Genomic DNA, 15,870 nt, shown 5'->3' with positions numbered 1-15,870 from the left:
GTCCATGCCGTGTGCACTTTTTTTGCGGCAAATTTTCATCTTTTGCGATCTCGTTCGGCTCCCTTCATGAAAGCCCTTCTCTGCTTGCTGTTCATGACCAAGAGATCCGAATGCCAACGCTCCTCCCTTCCACCTCCGTCCGCGCACCGTTGCTGACAAGCCTGCTGGCTGCAGCGGTGACGTGGGCGGCTGCCAGCCATGCAGCGGAGCGGGCGCCGCAAGCCGTCCAGGCTGCCCGGAACTACCAGATCGACGCCGGTCCGATGGGGACCGTGCTCGGCCAGTTTGCCGCCGCCGCCGGCATTGCCCTGTCTTACGACCCTGCCAGCACGCGCCATCTGCGCTCCAGCGGGATCCGCGGCAGCTATACCGTGGGCGGAGGGTTTGCGGCCATCCTGGCGGGCTCCGGAATGGAGGCGGTGGAGGGCGGTCCGGGTGAATTCATCGTGCGCAAGGCCGCCGGTTTGCCGACTGCCGCCGAGGCGGCCGACCTGCCTGCCGTGCGTGTGGTGGCGCGGGCCGCTCCTGCGCCGACCGAGGCCGACGAGCGCTACCAGCCCACACCCGATGCCTCCACGCTGCGCACCACCGCTTCCCTGCTGGAAATTGCGCAGGTGGTCAATGTGGTGCCGGCCCAGGTGGTGCGCGACCAGCGGCCGCGCACCCTCGACGAGGCGCTGGTCAACGTGAGCGGCATCACCCAGGGCAACACCCTGGGCAGCACGCAGGACACCATCATGAAGCGCGGTTTCGGCGCCAACCGCGATGGCTCGGTCATGCACAACGGCATGCCTTTGGTGCAGGGCCGCGGCATGAACGCCGCGGCCGAGAGTGTGGAAGTGCTGAAGGGGCCGTCTTCATTGCTCTACGGGCTCATGGACCCCGGCGGCGTCATCAACGTGGTGAGCAAGAAACCGCAGCTGCGCCAGCGCACCGCACTGTCGTTGTACGGATCGGGTTATGCCGCAAACCGCCATGGCGCAGGAGCCACGCTGGACATGACCGGGCCCATCGGCGAGCACGGGATGGCCTACCGCCTGATCGCCGACCATGTCGATGAAGACTACTGGCGCAATTTTGGCCGGCACCGTGAAACGCTGGTGGCGCCGTCGATGGCCTGGTACGGCGACAGCACGCAGGCCGTGTTCTGGTACGAGTACCGCACCTACCTGACGCCTTTCGATCGGGGCACGGCCCTGAACCCGGTCACCCGGCGCCCGCTGGACCTGCCGGCCAGGCGCCGCCTGGATGAGCCCTTCAACAAGATGACCGGTGAGAGCCACCTGGGCCAGCTGTCGGTGGACCACCAGCTGGGTGCAGGCTGGGCTGCGCACGTCAACCTCAGCTACAACCGTGAGACCTACGACGCCAACCAGCTGCGTGTGAACGGCGTGGACACCACGCGCGGCACGCTGGCGCGCAGCAATGACGCCACCCATGGCGCGCTCAGCACCGACAGCTACGGCACTTTCTATGTGGATGGCGACCTGGAGCTGGCCGGCATGCGCCATGGCCTGCAGATGGGGGGCGATGCCGAGTACCGGCGGATCTACCGGGCCGATCTGCTGCGCCAGGCCGTCACCTCCACCTTCAGCTATCTGGACCCGGTCTACGGCAAGGAGCAACCCTCTTCCACGGTGTCCGCAAGCGACAGCGACCAGATGGACAGCTTGCACAACCGGTCGTTGTTCTTGCTGGACACCATCCACCTGAACGAACAGTGGATCGTGACCGGAGGGCTGCGTTACCAGACGTGGCGGCAGACCGCCGGCCGAGGGCGGCCGTTCAAGGCCAATACCCAGGCCGACGGTTCGGCCTGGTTGCCGCGTGCAGGCGTGGTCTACCGTGTCGATCCGGCCTTGTCGCTTTATGTGAACTACGCACAGTCGCTGAGGCCGACCTCCACCATCGCACCGCAGGCCAGTGGAACGGTGATTGATTCCAGCATCGCCCCGGAGGAGGCCAAGTCCTGGGAGATCGGGGCCAAGCTGGACCTGCCCGGACGGCTCACGGGGACGCTGGCCGTGTTTGACATCCGCAAGCGCAACGTGCTGGTCTCGCAGTTCAATGACGCCACCAAGCTGACCGACTGGCGCACCTCGGGGGCGGCCCGCTCACGTGGACTGGAGCTGGATCTGGCCGGGGAACTGGGCCGCAACTGGAGTGCGATTGCGGCGTACGCCTATGTGGACGCACAGACCACCAAAGACCCGCTGTACCAGGGGAATCGGCTGTGGAATGTGGCACGGCAGACGGCATCCCTTTCTGTGGTGCACGACTTCGGCATGGTGATGGGCACGCAAGGGCGGCTGCGCGTGGGCGGTGGCGTGCAGTACGTGGGCAAGCGCCCGGGCGATTCCGCCAACTCCTTCTGGCTTCCGGCCTACACCGTCGCCAACGCATTCGCAACCTATGACACCCGGGTGAGTGGCTATGCCACGCGGTTCCAGCTCAATGTGAAGAACCTCTTTGACCGCAGCTACTACCCATCGAGTGCCAACACCTACCTGATCTCGATGGGCGACGCGCGCCAGGTATTGCTGCGCGCCACGGTCGAGTTCTGAGCCGGCGCCCGCCGCCAACCCCCTTTCTTTCGCCGTCAGGGCAACCGGTGTCCGTAGACCACCGTGTGCTGCCCGGCACGCACCACGTGTCACGCACCACGCATCCATGAACTTTCAGGAAAGTACTTCCATGCATCCACAGCAACTCTCTTCACTCTCACGCCGTCTGGCCTTGCTTGCGAGCATCGGGCTGCTGGCGGGCAGCCTGTCGGCGAATGCCCTCGCGGCCCCGCCCCCGAAAAAAGTGCTGCTGGTGGTGCGCATGGAAGGCAAAAGCCTGCCCATCGACCAGAAGATCCAGCAACACCTGGTGGCGCGTGGCTACGCCGTCACCTTGCACAGCCAGTACGCGCCTGTGGAGGCTGCGTTGGACGCGGACCTGGTCATCCTCTCCTCCACCATCCGCTCGCACGATCTGCTGGGGGCTTACCGCCATGTGCCCGTACCGCTGCTGACCTGGGAGAACGACCTGCTGGACGATCTGGCCATGACTGGCAAGCGGGCGGGCAGCGATTTCGGCAGCGTGGACAAGAACCGTTACGTCTGGCTGGTCAACGCTCCGCACCCCATGGCGGCGGGGCTGCCGGCAGGGGTAGTCGATGTCTACGCAAAGCAGGCCACCATGAGCTGGGGCAAGCCGGGACTGGGTGCCACCGTCATTGCCACCCTGCATGGCCAGCCTGAGAAGGCGGCCATCTTCGGCTACGAGAAGGGCGCCACCATGGACTACGAATCGCTGGCGCCGGCGCGCCGCGTCATGTTCTTCCTGGACAACGAAACCTTCCCCAACCTGTCGGCGGCCGGACTCCAGCTGTTCGATGCCGCCGTGGCGTGGGCCCTTCAAGCGCGATGAACACGCGCCTTCTCCGTTTCTTTCTGCCGCAAGCCAACCGTTTTTCCATGCCATCCTTTCTCCATCTTCTTTCGCCTGTGGTTCCCGGCCTGCCCCGAACCTGTCTGTGTCTGACACTGGCTGCCATTCCCGCATTTGCGTTTTCCCAGACTTCGGGCACGGCGGGAACGCCTGCCCAGCAGACCGACGGGACTGTGCCCGCTGCCGAGCTGGAGACCATCCAGATCCGGGCGGACAAGCAGCCTGACAATGAAAACCGCTTTGTGGCACAGACCGCCACGGGGGTGCTGCGTTCCGATACACCGCTGTTCGAGACCGCACAGTCCATCAGCGTGGTGACCCAGCAGCAAATCGAAGAGAAGCAGCTCAAGACGGTGGCCGAGGCCCTGGAGGGTGTTGCTGGCGTCTCGTCGGGGTCTTACGGCCGGCGCGGATGGGACGATTTCATCATCCGGGGGCAGATCTCCAGTGCCCAGACCTATGTGGATGGCTTGCGGACGCAGACATCCACCAATGTGCTGCGCTCCGAGGACATCTTCGGTATCGGCTCCATCGAGGTGGTGAAGGGCCCCACGTCGGTCGGATTTGGTCTGGCGCTTCCCGGCGGCCTGGTGAATCTGACCACCAAGCGGCCACAGGCCGAGAGCTTTGCCCGGTCCAGCGTCAGCTACGGCAGCTATGGGCTGAAGGAGGCGAACTTCGATCTGAACTATGCGCCCAACGGGAGCCGCAAAGGCGCCGTGCGCATTGTGGGGCGGGCCTCGGACCAGCAGGACCCCACGGACTACGTCTATTTCAAGAATCAGTACCTCGCGACGTCCTACAACTTCGATTTGGATGGCCGCAACGACCTCTCCGTCATTGCCAGCTACCAGCACCGCGACTACATCCGCAACCAGGGCATTCCGCAGAACTACCAGAACTATGGGCGCAAGGTATTCATCGGCGAGCCTGACCGGAGCTACAAGGTGGACGCCTATCGCCTGGGCGCCAACTACGCGCACTATTTCGACAATGAATGGGTGTTCAAGCAGAACTTTGCGGTCAGCAAGGGAAGCAGCTTCAGCGATTCCGTGTTTGCCGCGGCGAATGCCAAGTTCCCGCTGGTGACACGCCAGATCAACTACCAGGACAAACAGGACACCAACATCGCCTTGGACAGCTATCTGCAACGCCAGTTCAAGCTGGGGCGGGTGGGCTACGAGCTGACCGCCGGTGTCGACATGATGCAGGAGCGCAGCGACTACTACCAGCGCGTGGACAACATCAACGCGTTCAATGCCAACAATCCGGTCTACGGGGTCACCTCCATCAAGGAGGGCAAGCCTTCCCACAACCTGACCTACAACCAATACGTCGGCCTGTACCTGCGCAACACGCTCAAGATCGACGAGAAATGGATCGTGGGGCTGTCGGGGCGCCATGACTGGACGCGAGTGGAAGTCCAGAACATGCTGACGGGAGGGACCCTCCGGAACAACAACACGGCTTTCACGGGCAGTGCTTCGCTGATGTACCAGGTCAACGATTTCATCGCGCCGTATGTCAGCTATTCGACCTCGTTCATGCCCGTCACGGATACGGGCATCAATGGCTCGCTGCTCAGCCCCGAAGAAGGCAAGCAAACAGAGCTGGGCGTGAAATTCCAGGCACTGGATCGGCGGGTGCAGGGCTATGTGGCGGTGTACGACCTCCAACGCAAAAACGTCACGGAGTCCGATGCGACACTGGGCTACTCGGTGCAGACGGGCGAGCAGACCACCAAGGGCTTCGAGGCGGAAATCACGGCCGCAGTGACCCGGCAGTGGAATGTATCTGCCGCCTACAGCTATATCCCCACAGCCCGTATTTCCGAAAGCCTGACGGCCAGCGAGATCGGCAAGCGCATCAACCATGTGCCCAGGAATGCCGGTACCGTCTTCACGCAGTACTACTTCCAGCCCGACCGACTGGGCTGGAACATGGGGGCCGGTCTGCGCCTGCAGGGCGAGCGTACGGCGCAGCGCGGCACCTACTTCGTCCGCCTGCCCAAGTACACGCTGTTCGATCTGAACCTGGGGTATGAAGCGCAGTCATGGGGCATGAACCTGGCGATCAAGAACCTGCTCGACAAGGGCTACATCCAAGGCACTACGCCGAATGCGCAGCTGATCAGCTTTGGCAGTCCCCGGACGCTGGTCCTGACGGCGAAGTTCAAATACTGACGCCATGCCGGAGTAGCAGACCTTGGTCCAGGACGGTGACTGCCAGCGGCCACCGTCTTGGCTGCCAGAGCCATCCTCTGCATGGGCTGTGATTCGGCAGCGAAAGCCATGCCTCGGAAGGGCAGGCCTAGTGGGCGCGTTGCACGGACGGCGCAGAGGCCAGCAAAGTCTGTGTATAGGGGTGCTGCGGTGCCCGCCAGATTTGCTGGTGGTCGCCATGCTCCACGATCTTTCCGTGCTGCATGACGAGAATGCGGTCGGCGATGTAGCGCACCACGGCGAGGTCGTGCGAGATGAACAGGTAGGAGAGACCGAACTCTTCCTTCAACTCGGAGAGCAGGTTGAGGATTTGCGCCTGGATGGACACATCCAGCGCCGACACCGGCTCATCCAGTACCAGCAACGATGGCCGCAAGATCAACGCGCGGGCGATGCCAATGCGCTGGCGCTGGCCGCCCGAGAATTCATGGGGATAGCGGTGCAGCGCCGACTGCGGCAGGCCCACGCGGTCCAGCAGCAGGGCGATGCGGCGGGAGCGCTCCGCGCTGTCTTTGACACCATGCAGTGCCAGTACGGCATCCAGCGTATCGGCGACCGTGCGCCGCGGGTTCAGCGAGGCAAACGGGTCCTGAAACACCATCTGCATGCGGCGGCGCCAGGGGGAAAGCTGTTTTTCAGTCAGCACCGCCAGATCGGTGCCATCGAAATCGATGCGGCCGCTGGCGGGCGCAATCAGACGCAGCAAGGTGCGTGACAGGGACGACTTGCCGCAGCCGGACTCGCCCACCAGTCCGACCGTCTCTCCGGGCTGGATCGTGAAGGAAACGTCGTCCACCGCGTGGAACAGGCTTCCATCGCGCTTCCGGTAGGCTGTGTGCAGCGATTCCACCGACAGCAGCGGTCGCGGTGCGGGCTTGGCGTGGTGCGTCTCCCGTGCGCTGGACGCGGCAGGGAGCGGCGGCGTGACCAGCTGGATTGTGCGGTGCAGACCGGAGCGGCCTGCGGTGCGGCGTATTTCCGCCAAACGTGCGCGGCTGTAATGCCGGTCTTCGCCGCCATGCAGCGCGGCACCGAGCAGGCCGGCGGTATAGGGGTGCGCAGGCGCCTTGAACAAGGTCTCGACCTTGCCTTCTTCGACATTTTCACCATCCAGCATCACCAGCACGCGGTCGGCCCAGTGCGAGACGACCCCGAGGTCGTGGGTGATCAGAATCAGGCCCATCGACAACTCCCGTCGCAGCGTGTGCAACAGCTCGAGGATGTGGGCCTGCACCGTCACATCCAGCGCCGTGGTCGGCTCGTCGGCGATGAGCAGCTTGGGCGTGCACGCCACGGCCATGGCGATCATGACGCGCTGGCGCTGTCCCCCTGAAAGATGGTGCGGAAAATCGTCGACGCGCCGCTGTGGCTCGGGAATCTTCACCAGTTCCAGCAGCTCGATGGCGCGTGTGCGTGCAGCGGCCGGTGTCAGCCCCTGGTGCAGGCGCAACACCTCGCTGATCTGCGCACCGATGCTGTGCACGGGGTTCAGCGATGTCATTGGCTCCTGGAAAATCATCGAGACGTCGCTGCCGCGCAGGCGGCGCACTTCTGCCGCGGGCAGCGCCTGGATGTCACGGCCTTCCAGCAAGATCTCGCCGCTGACCTTGGCTTGCGGACCCAGCAGCTGGAGCAGCGACAAGGCGGTGGTCGACTTGCCGCAACCCGATTCGCCGACCAGGGCCAGTGTCTCGCCGCGACCGACGGTGAACGACAGGTCCTTCACCGCCGCATGGTCTGCGCCGTGGAAGTGGATGTTCAGGTGGCGGACATCCAGCAAGGCGGGTGGGGGTGCTTGTGTATTCATGTCCGGCCCACCAGACGTGGGTTGTAGGTGTCGTTGATGGCATCGCCCACCAGGTTCAGCGCCAGGATGGTGAGCACAATGGCCACGCCCGGGAAGGCGGACAGGTACCAGGCCGTGCGCAACATCTCGCGGCCTTCACCGATCATGCTGCCCCAGGACATGGCGTTGGGGTCTCCCAGACCGAGGAAGGACAGGCCGGACTCGATCAGGATGGCGTTGGCCACCAGCACCGAGGTGCTGACGATGACCGGCGGCAGGGCGTTGGGCAGAATTTCGCGAAAGATGATCCAGGCGTTGCCGAAGCCCTGGCTGCGCGCGGCGATGACGTATTCCGATTCGCGCAGGGTGCGGAATTCGGCGCGGACCAGGCGTGCCGTCACCGGCCAGCAGGCCGCGCCAATGGCGAAGATGATCATCGGTGCCGAAGGGCGGGCGATGGTCACGACCACAATGATGAAGAGAAAGGTCGGAACGGTCTGCACCAGCTCGGTCAGGCGCACCAGCACGTCATCGATCCAGCCGCCGAAGTAACCGGAGAGGGCGCCAATCAGCAGGCCGATGGTCAGGCTGAGGGCCGCGGCCACTGCGCCGGTGGTGAGCGAAACGCGTGCACCGTACATCACACCTGCGGCAACGTCGCGCCCCAGCGAGTCGGTGCCGAGCAGGAAACTCGCATCCTCGCCCGGCCAGAGCAGGGCCGGTCCGACGATGTCCTGCGGATCGCCGGGGTAGACCAGCGAAGCGGACACCGCCACGGCGACCACCAGCAGCAGAATCACCAGCCCCAGCACGGTGGCAGGATTTTTCGAGAAGGCCTTGAGCAGGCCGCGCCGTGGCGGTCCACTCGGGGAGGTGAAGTCCGGCGCGCGCGCGGCAGCGTCGGCGGCCGAGGCCAGGGCGACGGTGGAAGACGTGTGGTCAGTCATGGTGTGATCCTCTTGGCGGCGGGTCAGCGTACGTGGATGCGTGGGTCGAGCGCGGCATGCAGCAGGTCGACCAGGACGTTGACGGCGATCACCAGCAGCGAGGAGCAGAACAGCACGCCCAGCAGCACCGGATAGTCGCGTGCCAGGATGGAATCCAGCACCAGGCTGCCCATGCCCGGCCAGTTGAAGACGGTCTCGATCACGGTGGCGCCGCCCAGCAGCGCGCCGAAGTACACGCCGATCAGCGTGGTGACGGGGATCAGCGCATTGCGCAGCACGTGGTGCACCGTCACACGCAACGGTGCCAGGCCTTTGGCATGGGCGGTGCGCACAAAGTCCTGCTTGCTCACTTCGAGCATGGCGGCCCGCGTGAGGCGGGAAAAAATGGCGATGTAGAACCCGGCCGTGGTCAGCATGGGCAGCAGCAGGTGCAAGAACCTGTCATGCACCGCGGCCCAGCCTGTCAGCGACGCACCGATGGTGTGGCTGCCGCTGGTGGGCAGCCAGCCCAGCTTGACTGAGAACAGCACGATGGCCATCAGGCCGATCCAGAAGGTCGGGACCGAATACAGCAGCAAGGCCACGATGGAAACAAGCCGGTCTTGCCAGCGCCCGACGTGGACCGCCATCAAGGTGCCCAGCACGGTGCCGACCACGGCGGCGAGCAGCAAGGCCGAACCCATCAGCAGCAGCGAGTTGCCCAGGCGTTCCCCGATCAGCGTGAGCACCGGCAGGTTGTGGCGCTGCGACATGCCCAGGTCGAACTGCAGAAGGTGCAGCAGGTAGCTGGACAGCCGCTCTGCCATCGACAGGTCGAGGCCGAAATGGCGCTGCAGCTGGGCCATGCTTTCTGCCGTTGCGCCGCCGGACTCCGCCGCGATGACGTCGGCCGCGTTGCCAGGAACCCATTCCAGCAGCAGGAAATTCAGCACGACGATGCCGAAGACGGTGGGAATGGCCTGCAGCAAATTCCTGCGCAGCACTGGAAGCAATCTGGACAATTTTCTACCCTGCCGGCCGGGTCCTGCCGGCCATTCGCTGCGGAATTCCGGCAGGCCATTCGGCCCTCGTTTCAATGAAAAGAGTCCGGAGTCTGGATCGACTGGCGCAGCAGGGTCAACGAAGTTTTTTGAGCATGCAAATACGTTATCGATCTTTGCTGCGCACAGATGCTGCACCTAGCATCGCTTTCCTTTTTCACGCACTCATCGTCGACGCGTTGCGGTGCGCGACGCAAGGAAAGGCTAGGTATGAAAATGAACCAACTCGTGGGACGGCTGGCACTGACGCTGGCCGGTCTCGCTCCCTTCACCGGCGCTGTCGCCGCCAACCCGGCGCCACAGCCCGGCGGCACGCTCACCTACCTGATAGGCACGGAGCCGACGGCCCTGGTATCGCTGTTCAACCCCAAGGTCGAAAACCGCAACATCAGCGCCAAGGTCACCGAAGGCTTGCTGCGCTACGACCGGTCGTTCAAGCCGCAGCCGCTGCTGGCCACCGAATGGAAGGTCAGCGAAGACGGCCTGCGCTACACCTTTCAGCTGCGCAAAGGCGTGAAGTTCCACGATGGCTCGGACTTCACTGCGGCCGACGTCAAATACTCCATCCAGACGCAGCGTGAGACCGGTGCCCGCGGACGCATCACCTTTGCCAACCTGAAGGACGTGCAGACACCGGATGCACATACCGTCACCCTGGTGCTGGCGAAACCTGCGCCGTACCTGCTGCGTGCGCTTTCGTCGGCAGAGACGCCGATCGTGCCGCACCAGCGTTATGCCCAGGGCGACCCGCTGGCCGCAGAGAACAACAGCCGTCCCATCGGCACCGGGCCATTCAAGTTCAAGGAGTGGGTGAAAGGCAGCCACGTGGTGCTGGAGAAGAATGCCAGCTACTGGCGTGCCGGACACCCGCATCTGGACCGCGTCATCTATCGCTTCATCAAGAACCCAGCATCGATTTCGGCCGCCATCGAAGCGGGCGAAGCGAATGTGGTGCAGAACGTGGCGATCTCGGATCTGAATCGCCTGGCTAAGAACCCCAAGCTGGCGGTGGACGATTCCTACGATGAATTCCTCTCCAATGTGCTGTTCCTGGAATTCAATCTGGAGAACCAGATTCTGGCCAATGTGAAAGTGCGCCAGGCACTGGCGCTGGCGGTCGACCGCAACTTCATTGCCAACACCGTCTACTACAAGCGCGCACAGGTGGTGCATTCACCGATCCCGTCGGTGCTGAAGAATTACTACGACGACAGTGCCTTCAACTACCCGTTCGATGCCGCGCGCGCCAATGCCCTGCTGGATGAAGCCGGTTATCCGCGCAAGGGCAGTGACGGTCGCTTTGCGCTGCGCCTGGTGTTCATGCCTTCGGCGGATTTCAAGCGCACGGCGGAATACGTTCGTGCCGCGCTGAACAAGGTCGGGGTGAAGGTCGAGATCATCGACGGCGACCTGCCGACCTTCATCAACCGCGTCTACAAGGAGCGGGGTTTCGATCTCAGCGTGAACGGCCTGGGCCGCCTGTTCGATCCGACCGTGGGCGTGCAGCGCCTGTACTGGTCTGACGGCATCAAGAACCCGCTGCCGTTCCTCAATGGGCCGCACTACCACAACCCGCAGGTTGACGAGCTGTTCCGCGCAGCCGCCATCGAAACGGATGAGACCAAGCGCGCCAAGCTGTTCAAAGACATCCAGGCCATCGTCGGCAAGGACCTGCCGACCCTGCCGCTGGTCACCGTGCCCTCGGCCCTGCTGGTGCACCAGAAGCGCGTGCACCAGCTGCACAACAGCATCGACCTGACGGCAGGCGACTTTTCGGATACCTGGCTGGAGCAGTAAGGAGCGAAGCATGAGCCACACCACAGCGAAGAACATACTGGAGGCGCTGGTGTTTGCACCGGCCCATGAGCAGGCGCGTGCACTGGCCGACGGTGAAGTGCGGTCCATCGATCTGCTGGAGCACATCCTGGCGCGCATCGCGCAGCACAACCCGGCACTCAATGCCATCGTGGCCCGTGACGATGAGGGTGCCCGCCAGGCCGCGCGCCAGGCCGATGCGGCACTGGCCAGGGGCGAGCGCAAGCCCCTGCTGGGAGTGCCCGTGACGGTGAAGGAGAACTTCCATGTGGCGGGGCTGGTGACCAGCGTCGGCAATCTGGACTACGCGGGCAATGTCTCGCCGCACGACGCGCCGGCCGTGGCCGCTCTGCGGGAAGCGGGTGCCGTTGTCGTTGGTAAAACCAATGTCCCGCTGGCGCTGGCCGACCTGCAGACCTACAACGCCGTGTATGGTGTGACGTCCAACCCCTGGGATCTGGCGCGCACGCCCGGCGGGTCTTCCGGGGGCTCGGCCGCAGCCATTGCGGCGGGGCTGAGCGCGCTGGAGGTGGGTACGGACATCGGCGGGTCCATCCGCGTGCCTGCGCATTTCACCGGTATCTACGGCCACAAGCCGACCTATGGCCTGGTGCACAACGGCGGCACCGGGGTGCCTGCCGGCAAGCAGGCCTTGCGCGATTTGACGGTGGCCGGTCCCTTGGCACGCAGTGCCGAAGATCTGGAACTGGCGCTGCAGATACTGCTCAACCGGGATCCGCTGGCGAACAAGGCATGGCGCGTCGAGTTGCCGCCCGCCCGCCATGACAGCCTGGCACCGTTCCGCGTGCTGCTGCTGACCCGCTGGCCTGGGCGCCCCCAGTCCACTGCCGAGAAACTGGTGGAAGCACGCCTGCGGCAAGGGCTGGAGGCGGTGGGTGCGCGCGTGGTGCTGCCGGAAGACCTGGGGGCCTATGTACCCGACCTGGAGGCCGCCCACCACAACTACCGCACCTTGCTGGGGGCTTCGCTGGCGGTGCCGACCCATGGCCGTGCCGCACAGGCGCAGACAGTGGAGGGCACGCAAGCCGATGGCCAGGATGTCCGCAAACTGGCGGAGCACATTTCGCACGGGGACTGGCTGGTGCAGAACGAACGCCGCCTGCAGTTCCGCGCGCAATGGGAAAAGCTGTTCACGCAGGTGGATGTGGTCCTGAGCCCGGTGCTGGTGGAGACGGCTTTTCTGCACGACCACAGCGAGCCGAAGGACACCCGCCGCTTCCCGGTGGACTTTGGTGCCGAGACGGCGCAACTGAAGTTCGCCGATCTGTTCGAGTGGGCCGGCTTGCCGGTGCTGCCCGGTCTGCCGGCCACGAGTTTCCCGGTCGGGCTGGATGACGCCGGCTTGCCGGTCGGCGCGCAGGCCATAGGGCCGTTCCTGGAAGACCTGACGCCGATCCGTTTTGCCCAGCTGTATACCGCTTTGCAGGGAGGATTCACCGCACCGCCGAATTTTGGCGTGGCATGAGCCTGTCGCTCGCCTTTTCCACCGTGTGGTAAAGCGCGGAGTCGATCCGCTCTTCCTGGCCGCATGGGTCCAGCCCTTACCTGTCTCGTGCAGGCAAGGGCTTTTTTCATGGTCGCAAGGCAGGGCGGCATGCGGCGGTGCACGTTGACGCGCGCGTCACCGCCGGTGTCACCTGGAGGACGATGCAAAAGGGTTTGCCCCACAAACACCCGTACCGGGTACACGCACTAATGCACCGGTGGACAGCAATTCGCACGCCGGTGGCGGCCCACCCGCCGCTGGCGCCTGATCGCAAGGTGCTTGTGCAAGGAGGTACACATGGTGAAGTTGTGGAACCAGACCGGTTGGATGGCATGGACGGTGGCTGTGGCGGCGGGATGGAGTGCAGGGGCCATGGCCGCGGAGACCTTTCCGTCCAAGCCCATCCGCATCGTGGTGGGCAATGCCGTGGGCGGCGTCGACGACATCTGGGCGCGCCGCTATGCACAGCAGATGAGCGAGCGGCTGCAGCAAACGGTGGTGGTGGACAACCGCCCCGGTGCCTCAGGCACGCTGGCGGCGATGGAAGTGCTCAAGGCCCCCAAGGACGGCTACACACTGCTGTACGGTGGTATGGCTTCGCTGATCCAGTTTCCGTCGGCCGGTGGAACGGTGCGCTACAAGCCCAAGGAAGACTTCGAACCCGTGGCCATGGCCACGCTGGGCTATCCGGTGTTGACGGCGGGCAGCAACTCCTGGGCCAAGAGCATCCAGGACCTGGTGCAAAAAGCCAAGGCCGCGCCAGCCAACGCGGATGCCTACAGCTGCGGCACCAGCGGCCAGGCGGCCACCAGCCACTTTGCCTGCATGATGGTGGCCAAGGCCGTTGGGGCAGAGTTCAAGCCCGTGCCCTACAAGGGCGGCTCGTTGGCGGCCACGGACGCGGCTTCCGGGCATGTGGATTTTGCGGTGGGCTTCTACGGTGAAATCAGTCCGCTGACCTTGGGCAAACGCCTGACGCCCCTGGTGGTGTTCAGCCCGAAACGCTTTCCGCTGTACCCCGATACGCCGACCGTGAAGGAGGTGGGCCTGGAAGGGCTGGAGATGGTCAGCTTCAGCGCCTTCTTTGCGCCCAAGGGGACGCCGGCCGATGTGGTGCAGCGGCTCAATACGACCGTGATTCAATCGTTCCACACGCCGCAGATGGAGCGCTGGTTGAGCGATGCCGGGGCCTTTTACCAGGACATGTCTCCGGCCGAGCTCAAGGCGTTCTATTTCAAGGAAATCGACCTGTGGAGGCAGCGCTCGGTGGAGCACGGCATCCGGGTGGAGCAGTGAGCGCGCGTGCAACGCAGGGGAGCCTGGGTTACGGAGGCTGTGAATCCTCTCCGTGAAGCTGGCTCCCTCCGTGGATCTTGGATCCCACGCTTCATCCCTTCCCTGGTGGGTGTCGGCATGAAAAGCATGAAAAAAGCGCTCCACCGGAGCGCTTTGTCTGTGTCAGGCCGCCTTCTGGGCGTAGGCATCGGGAATCCAGTCCCTGCCTGGAATCGCCTCCAGCAGCGCCCGTGTGTAGGGGTGCTGGGGGTGGCTGAAGACGCGGGCGGTGTGGCCGGATTCCACAATCTCGCCGGACTTCATAACGATGAGCTGGTCGCATATCTGCGCTGCCACGCGCAGATCGTGGGTGATGAAGACCATCGACAGCCCCATCTGCTCGCGCAGGCGCGTGAGCAGGTCCAGCACCTGTGCCTGCACCGAGACGTCCAGGGCAGACACCGGCTCGTCGGCGATCAGTATCTGCGGCCGCATCGCTAGCGCCCGGGCGATGCCGACGCGCTGGCGCTGGCCGCCTGAGAATTCGTGCGGGTAGCGGTCCAGCGCATCGGGTGACAGGCCGGTGAGCGCAAACAGCTCGCGTGCATGTGCCAGGGCCTGGGCGCGGGATTCCCCATGGGCGATGGGCCCCTGGGTGACGATGTCGCCCACACGCTGGCGCGGGTTGAGGGAGCTGTAGGGGTCCTGGAACACCATCTGCACGCGGGTGGCATGCAGCCGGCGCTGGGCAATGTTGCGCAGCTGCACGGTGTCGTCGCCGATCCGGAACTCGCCTTCATCGGGCACCAGCAGGCCCATCAGGTTGCGCGCGAGGGTGGACTTGCCCGATCCGCTCTCGCCCACCACCCCCAGCGTCGTTCCCGCCGGCAGGCTGAACGATACGTCCTTGACTGCGTGCGTGGTGCGGCTGGTGCGACCTAGCCAGTTGCGCTGGTGGTAGGTCTTGGACAGGCGCGCGACCGACAGGGCGGTGGGCGCATGGCTGGCCGCACCGCGCACGGGGGCCTGCAGCGGAGGCACTGCTGCAATCAGGGCCTGGGTGTAGGAATGCTGCGGGTGCTCCAGCACGGCCTGTGCTTCCCCGCTTTCGACCAGCACGCCGTGCTGCATGACGGCCACCCTGTCGGCAATTTCGGCCACCACGCCAAAGTCGTGCGTGATGAAGAGCACGGCCATGCCTTTGCGCCGCTGCAGGTCGTGAATGAGGTGCAGGATCTCGGCCTGCGTGGTGACGTCCAGCGCCGTGGTCGGTTCGTCGGCGATCAGCAGGGCCGGCTCCAGCGCCAGGGCCATGGCGATCATGGCGCGCTGGCGTTGACCGCCCGAGAGCTCGTGGGGGTAGGCTTTCAGGGCCTTGTCCGGGTCGGGGATCTTCACGGACTCCAACAGACCCAGGGTGCGCGCACGGATGGTCTTGCGGGACAGCCGGGTGTGCGTGCGGAACACCTCGCCGATCTGGTCGCCGATGGTGCGCAGCGGATTCAGTGCGGTCATGGGCTCCTGGAAGATCATGCCGATCTCGCTGCCGCGCAGCTTGCGCAAGCCCTCGGCACCGAGTTGCAGCAGATCCTGCCCGCGCCACAGAATCTGGCCGCTGCGGACCTGGACGCCTTCGGGCAGCAGGCCCAGTACCGCACTGGTGGTGAGCGATTTGCCGGAGCCGCTTTCGCCCACGACACACACGATCTCACCCGGGTGCAGGTCCAGGTTCACCTGCTGCAACGCGTGCGGACGATCCCCCCCGGCGGGCAGGTCGATGGTCAGGTTCTGGATGGACAGCAAGGCATTCATGGAAGGTCTTCGGAATTCAAACGGCGGA

Annotated in this window: 10 protein-coding genes; 6 read left to right on the top strand and 4 right to left on the bottom strand. The window is 64.5% G+C overall.

Annotated features, from left to right (window positions below; genetic code table 11):
• Positions 1-110 precede the first annotated feature (110 nt).
• From QM470_RS19670 to QM470_RS19660, 3 genes are all read left to right on the top strand, one after another.
• Entirely contained in the window at positions 111-2,564 is a 2,454-nt protein-coding gene (locus QM470_RS19670; RefSeq protein WP_283340439.1) for a TonB-dependent siderophore receptor, read from the top strand.
• Between the two features lie 130 nt (positions 2,565-2,694).
• Positions 2,695-3,417 (top strand): hypothetical protein, encoded by a 723-nt coding sequence (locus QM470_RS19665; RefSeq protein WP_283340438.1) that lies wholly within the window; start codon positions 2,695-2,697, stop codon positions 3,415-3,417.
• A gap of 47 nt (positions 3,418-3,464) precedes the next feature.
• Positions 3,465-5,621, top strand: a complete 2,157-nt coding sequence (locus tag QM470_RS19660) for a TonB-dependent siderophore receptor (protein WP_283340437.1) — start codon at positions 3,465-3,467, stop codon at positions 5,619-5,621.
• 127 nt (positions 5,622-5,748) lie between these two features.
• Here the strand turns inward: QM470_RS19660 and QM470_RS19655 are convergent, their stop codons facing one another.
• From QM470_RS19655 to QM470_RS19645, 3 genes are read right to left on the bottom strand one after another with little or no spacing between them, the layout of a single operon-like run.
• Entirely contained in the window at positions 5,749-7,467 is a 1,719-nt protein-coding gene (locus QM470_RS19655) for an ABC transporter ATP-binding protein (RefSeq protein ID WP_283340436.1), read from the bottom strand.
• Entirely contained in the window at positions 7,464-8,393 is a 930-nt protein-coding gene (locus QM470_RS19650; RefSeq protein WP_283340435.1) for an ABC transporter permease, read from the bottom strand. The genes QM470_RS19655 and QM470_RS19650 overlap by 4 nt, the downstream gene beginning before the upstream one ends.
• Before the next feature lie 23 nt (positions 8,394-8,416).
• Positions 8,417-9,376: an ABC transporter permease gene (locus QM470_RS19645; protein WP_283340434.1), complete on the bottom strand. Its 960-nt coding sequence runs from the start codon at positions 9,374-9,376 to the stop codon at positions 8,417-8,419.
• Between the two features lie 267 nt (positions 9,377-9,643).
• On the opposite strand from QM470_RS19645, the gene QM470_RS19640 reads away from it, so the two are divergent.
• The 3 genes from QM470_RS19640 (at position 9,644) to QM470_RS19630 (ending at position 14,051) form a co-directional block, all read left to right on the top strand.
• Entirely contained in the window at positions 9,644-11,230 is a 1,587-nt protein-coding gene (locus QM470_RS19640) for an ABC transporter substrate-binding protein (protein ID WP_283340433.1), read from the top strand.
• Between the two features lie 10 nt (positions 11,231-11,240).
• Positions 11,241-12,734: an amidase gene (locus QM470_RS19635; RefSeq protein ID WP_283340432.1), complete on the top strand. Its 1,494-nt coding sequence runs from the start codon at positions 11,241-11,243 to the stop codon at positions 12,732-12,734.
• 318 nt (positions 12,735-13,052) lie between these two features.
• Positions 13,053-14,051, top strand: a complete 999-nt coding sequence (locus tag QM470_RS19630; RefSeq protein WP_283340431.1) for a Bug family tripartite tricarboxylate transporter substrate binding protein — start codon at positions 13,053-13,055, stop codon at positions 14,049-14,051.
• A gap of 162 nt (positions 14,052-14,213) precedes the next feature.
• On the opposite strand, the gene QM470_RS19625 is transcribed toward QM470_RS19630, so the two are convergent.
• Positions 14,214-15,842 carry an ABC transporter ATP-binding protein gene (locus QM470_RS19625; protein ID WP_283340430.1) on the bottom strand — a complete coding sequence of 543 codons (1,629 nt, stop codon included), beginning with the start codon at positions 15,840-15,842 and terminating at the stop codon, positions 14,214-14,216.
• Positions 15,843-15,870 lie beyond the last annotated feature (28 nt).

This window comes from Comamonas sp. 17RB (genome assembly GCF_030056555.1).
Taxonomy (GTDB): domain Bacteria; phylum Pseudomonadota; class Gammaproteobacteria; order Burkholderiales; family Burkholderiaceae_C; genus Comamonas; species Comamonas terrigena.
This window is presented reverse-complemented; position numbering and strand designations above follow the sequence as displayed.

What these genes read in the sequence shown, in the direction of transcription:
- QM470_RS19670 (WP_283340439.1), top strand. Translation starts at nt 111, where the DNA reads ATGCCAACGCTCCTCCCTTCCACCTCCGTCCGCGCACCGTTGCTGACA.
- QM470_RS19665 (WP_283340438.1), top strand. Translation starts at nt 2,695, where the DNA reads ATGCATCCACAGCAACTCTCTTCACTCTCACGCCGTCTGGCCTTGCTT.
- QM470_RS19660 (WP_283340437.1), top strand. Translation starts at nt 3,465, where the DNA reads ATGCCATCCTTTCTCCATCTTCTTTCGCCTGTGGTTCCCGGCCTGCCC.
- QM470_RS19655 (WP_283340436.1), bottom strand. Translation starts at nt 7,467, where the DNA reads ATGAATACACAAGCACCCCCACCCGCCTTGCTGGATGTCCGCCACCTG.
- QM470_RS19650 (WP_283340435.1), bottom strand. Translation starts at nt 8,393, where the DNA reads ATGACTGACCACACGTCTTCCACCGTCGCCCTGGCCTCGGCCGCCGAC.
- QM470_RS19640 (WP_283340433.1), top strand. Translation starts at nt 9,644, where the DNA reads ATGAAAATGAACCAACTCGTGGGACGGCTGGCACTGACGCTGGCCGGT.
- QM470_RS19635 (WP_283340432.1), top strand. Translation starts at nt 11,241, where the DNA reads ATGAGCCACACCACAGCGAAGAACATACTGGAGGCGCTGGTGTTTGCA.
- QM470_RS19630 (WP_283340431.1), top strand. Translation starts at nt 13,053, where the DNA reads ATGGTGAAGTTGTGGAACCAGACCGGTTGGATGGCATGGACGGTGGCT.
- QM470_RS19625 (WP_283340430.1), bottom strand. Translation starts at nt 15,842, where the DNA reads ATGAATGCCTTGCTGTCCATCCAGAACCTGACCATCGACCTGCCCGCC.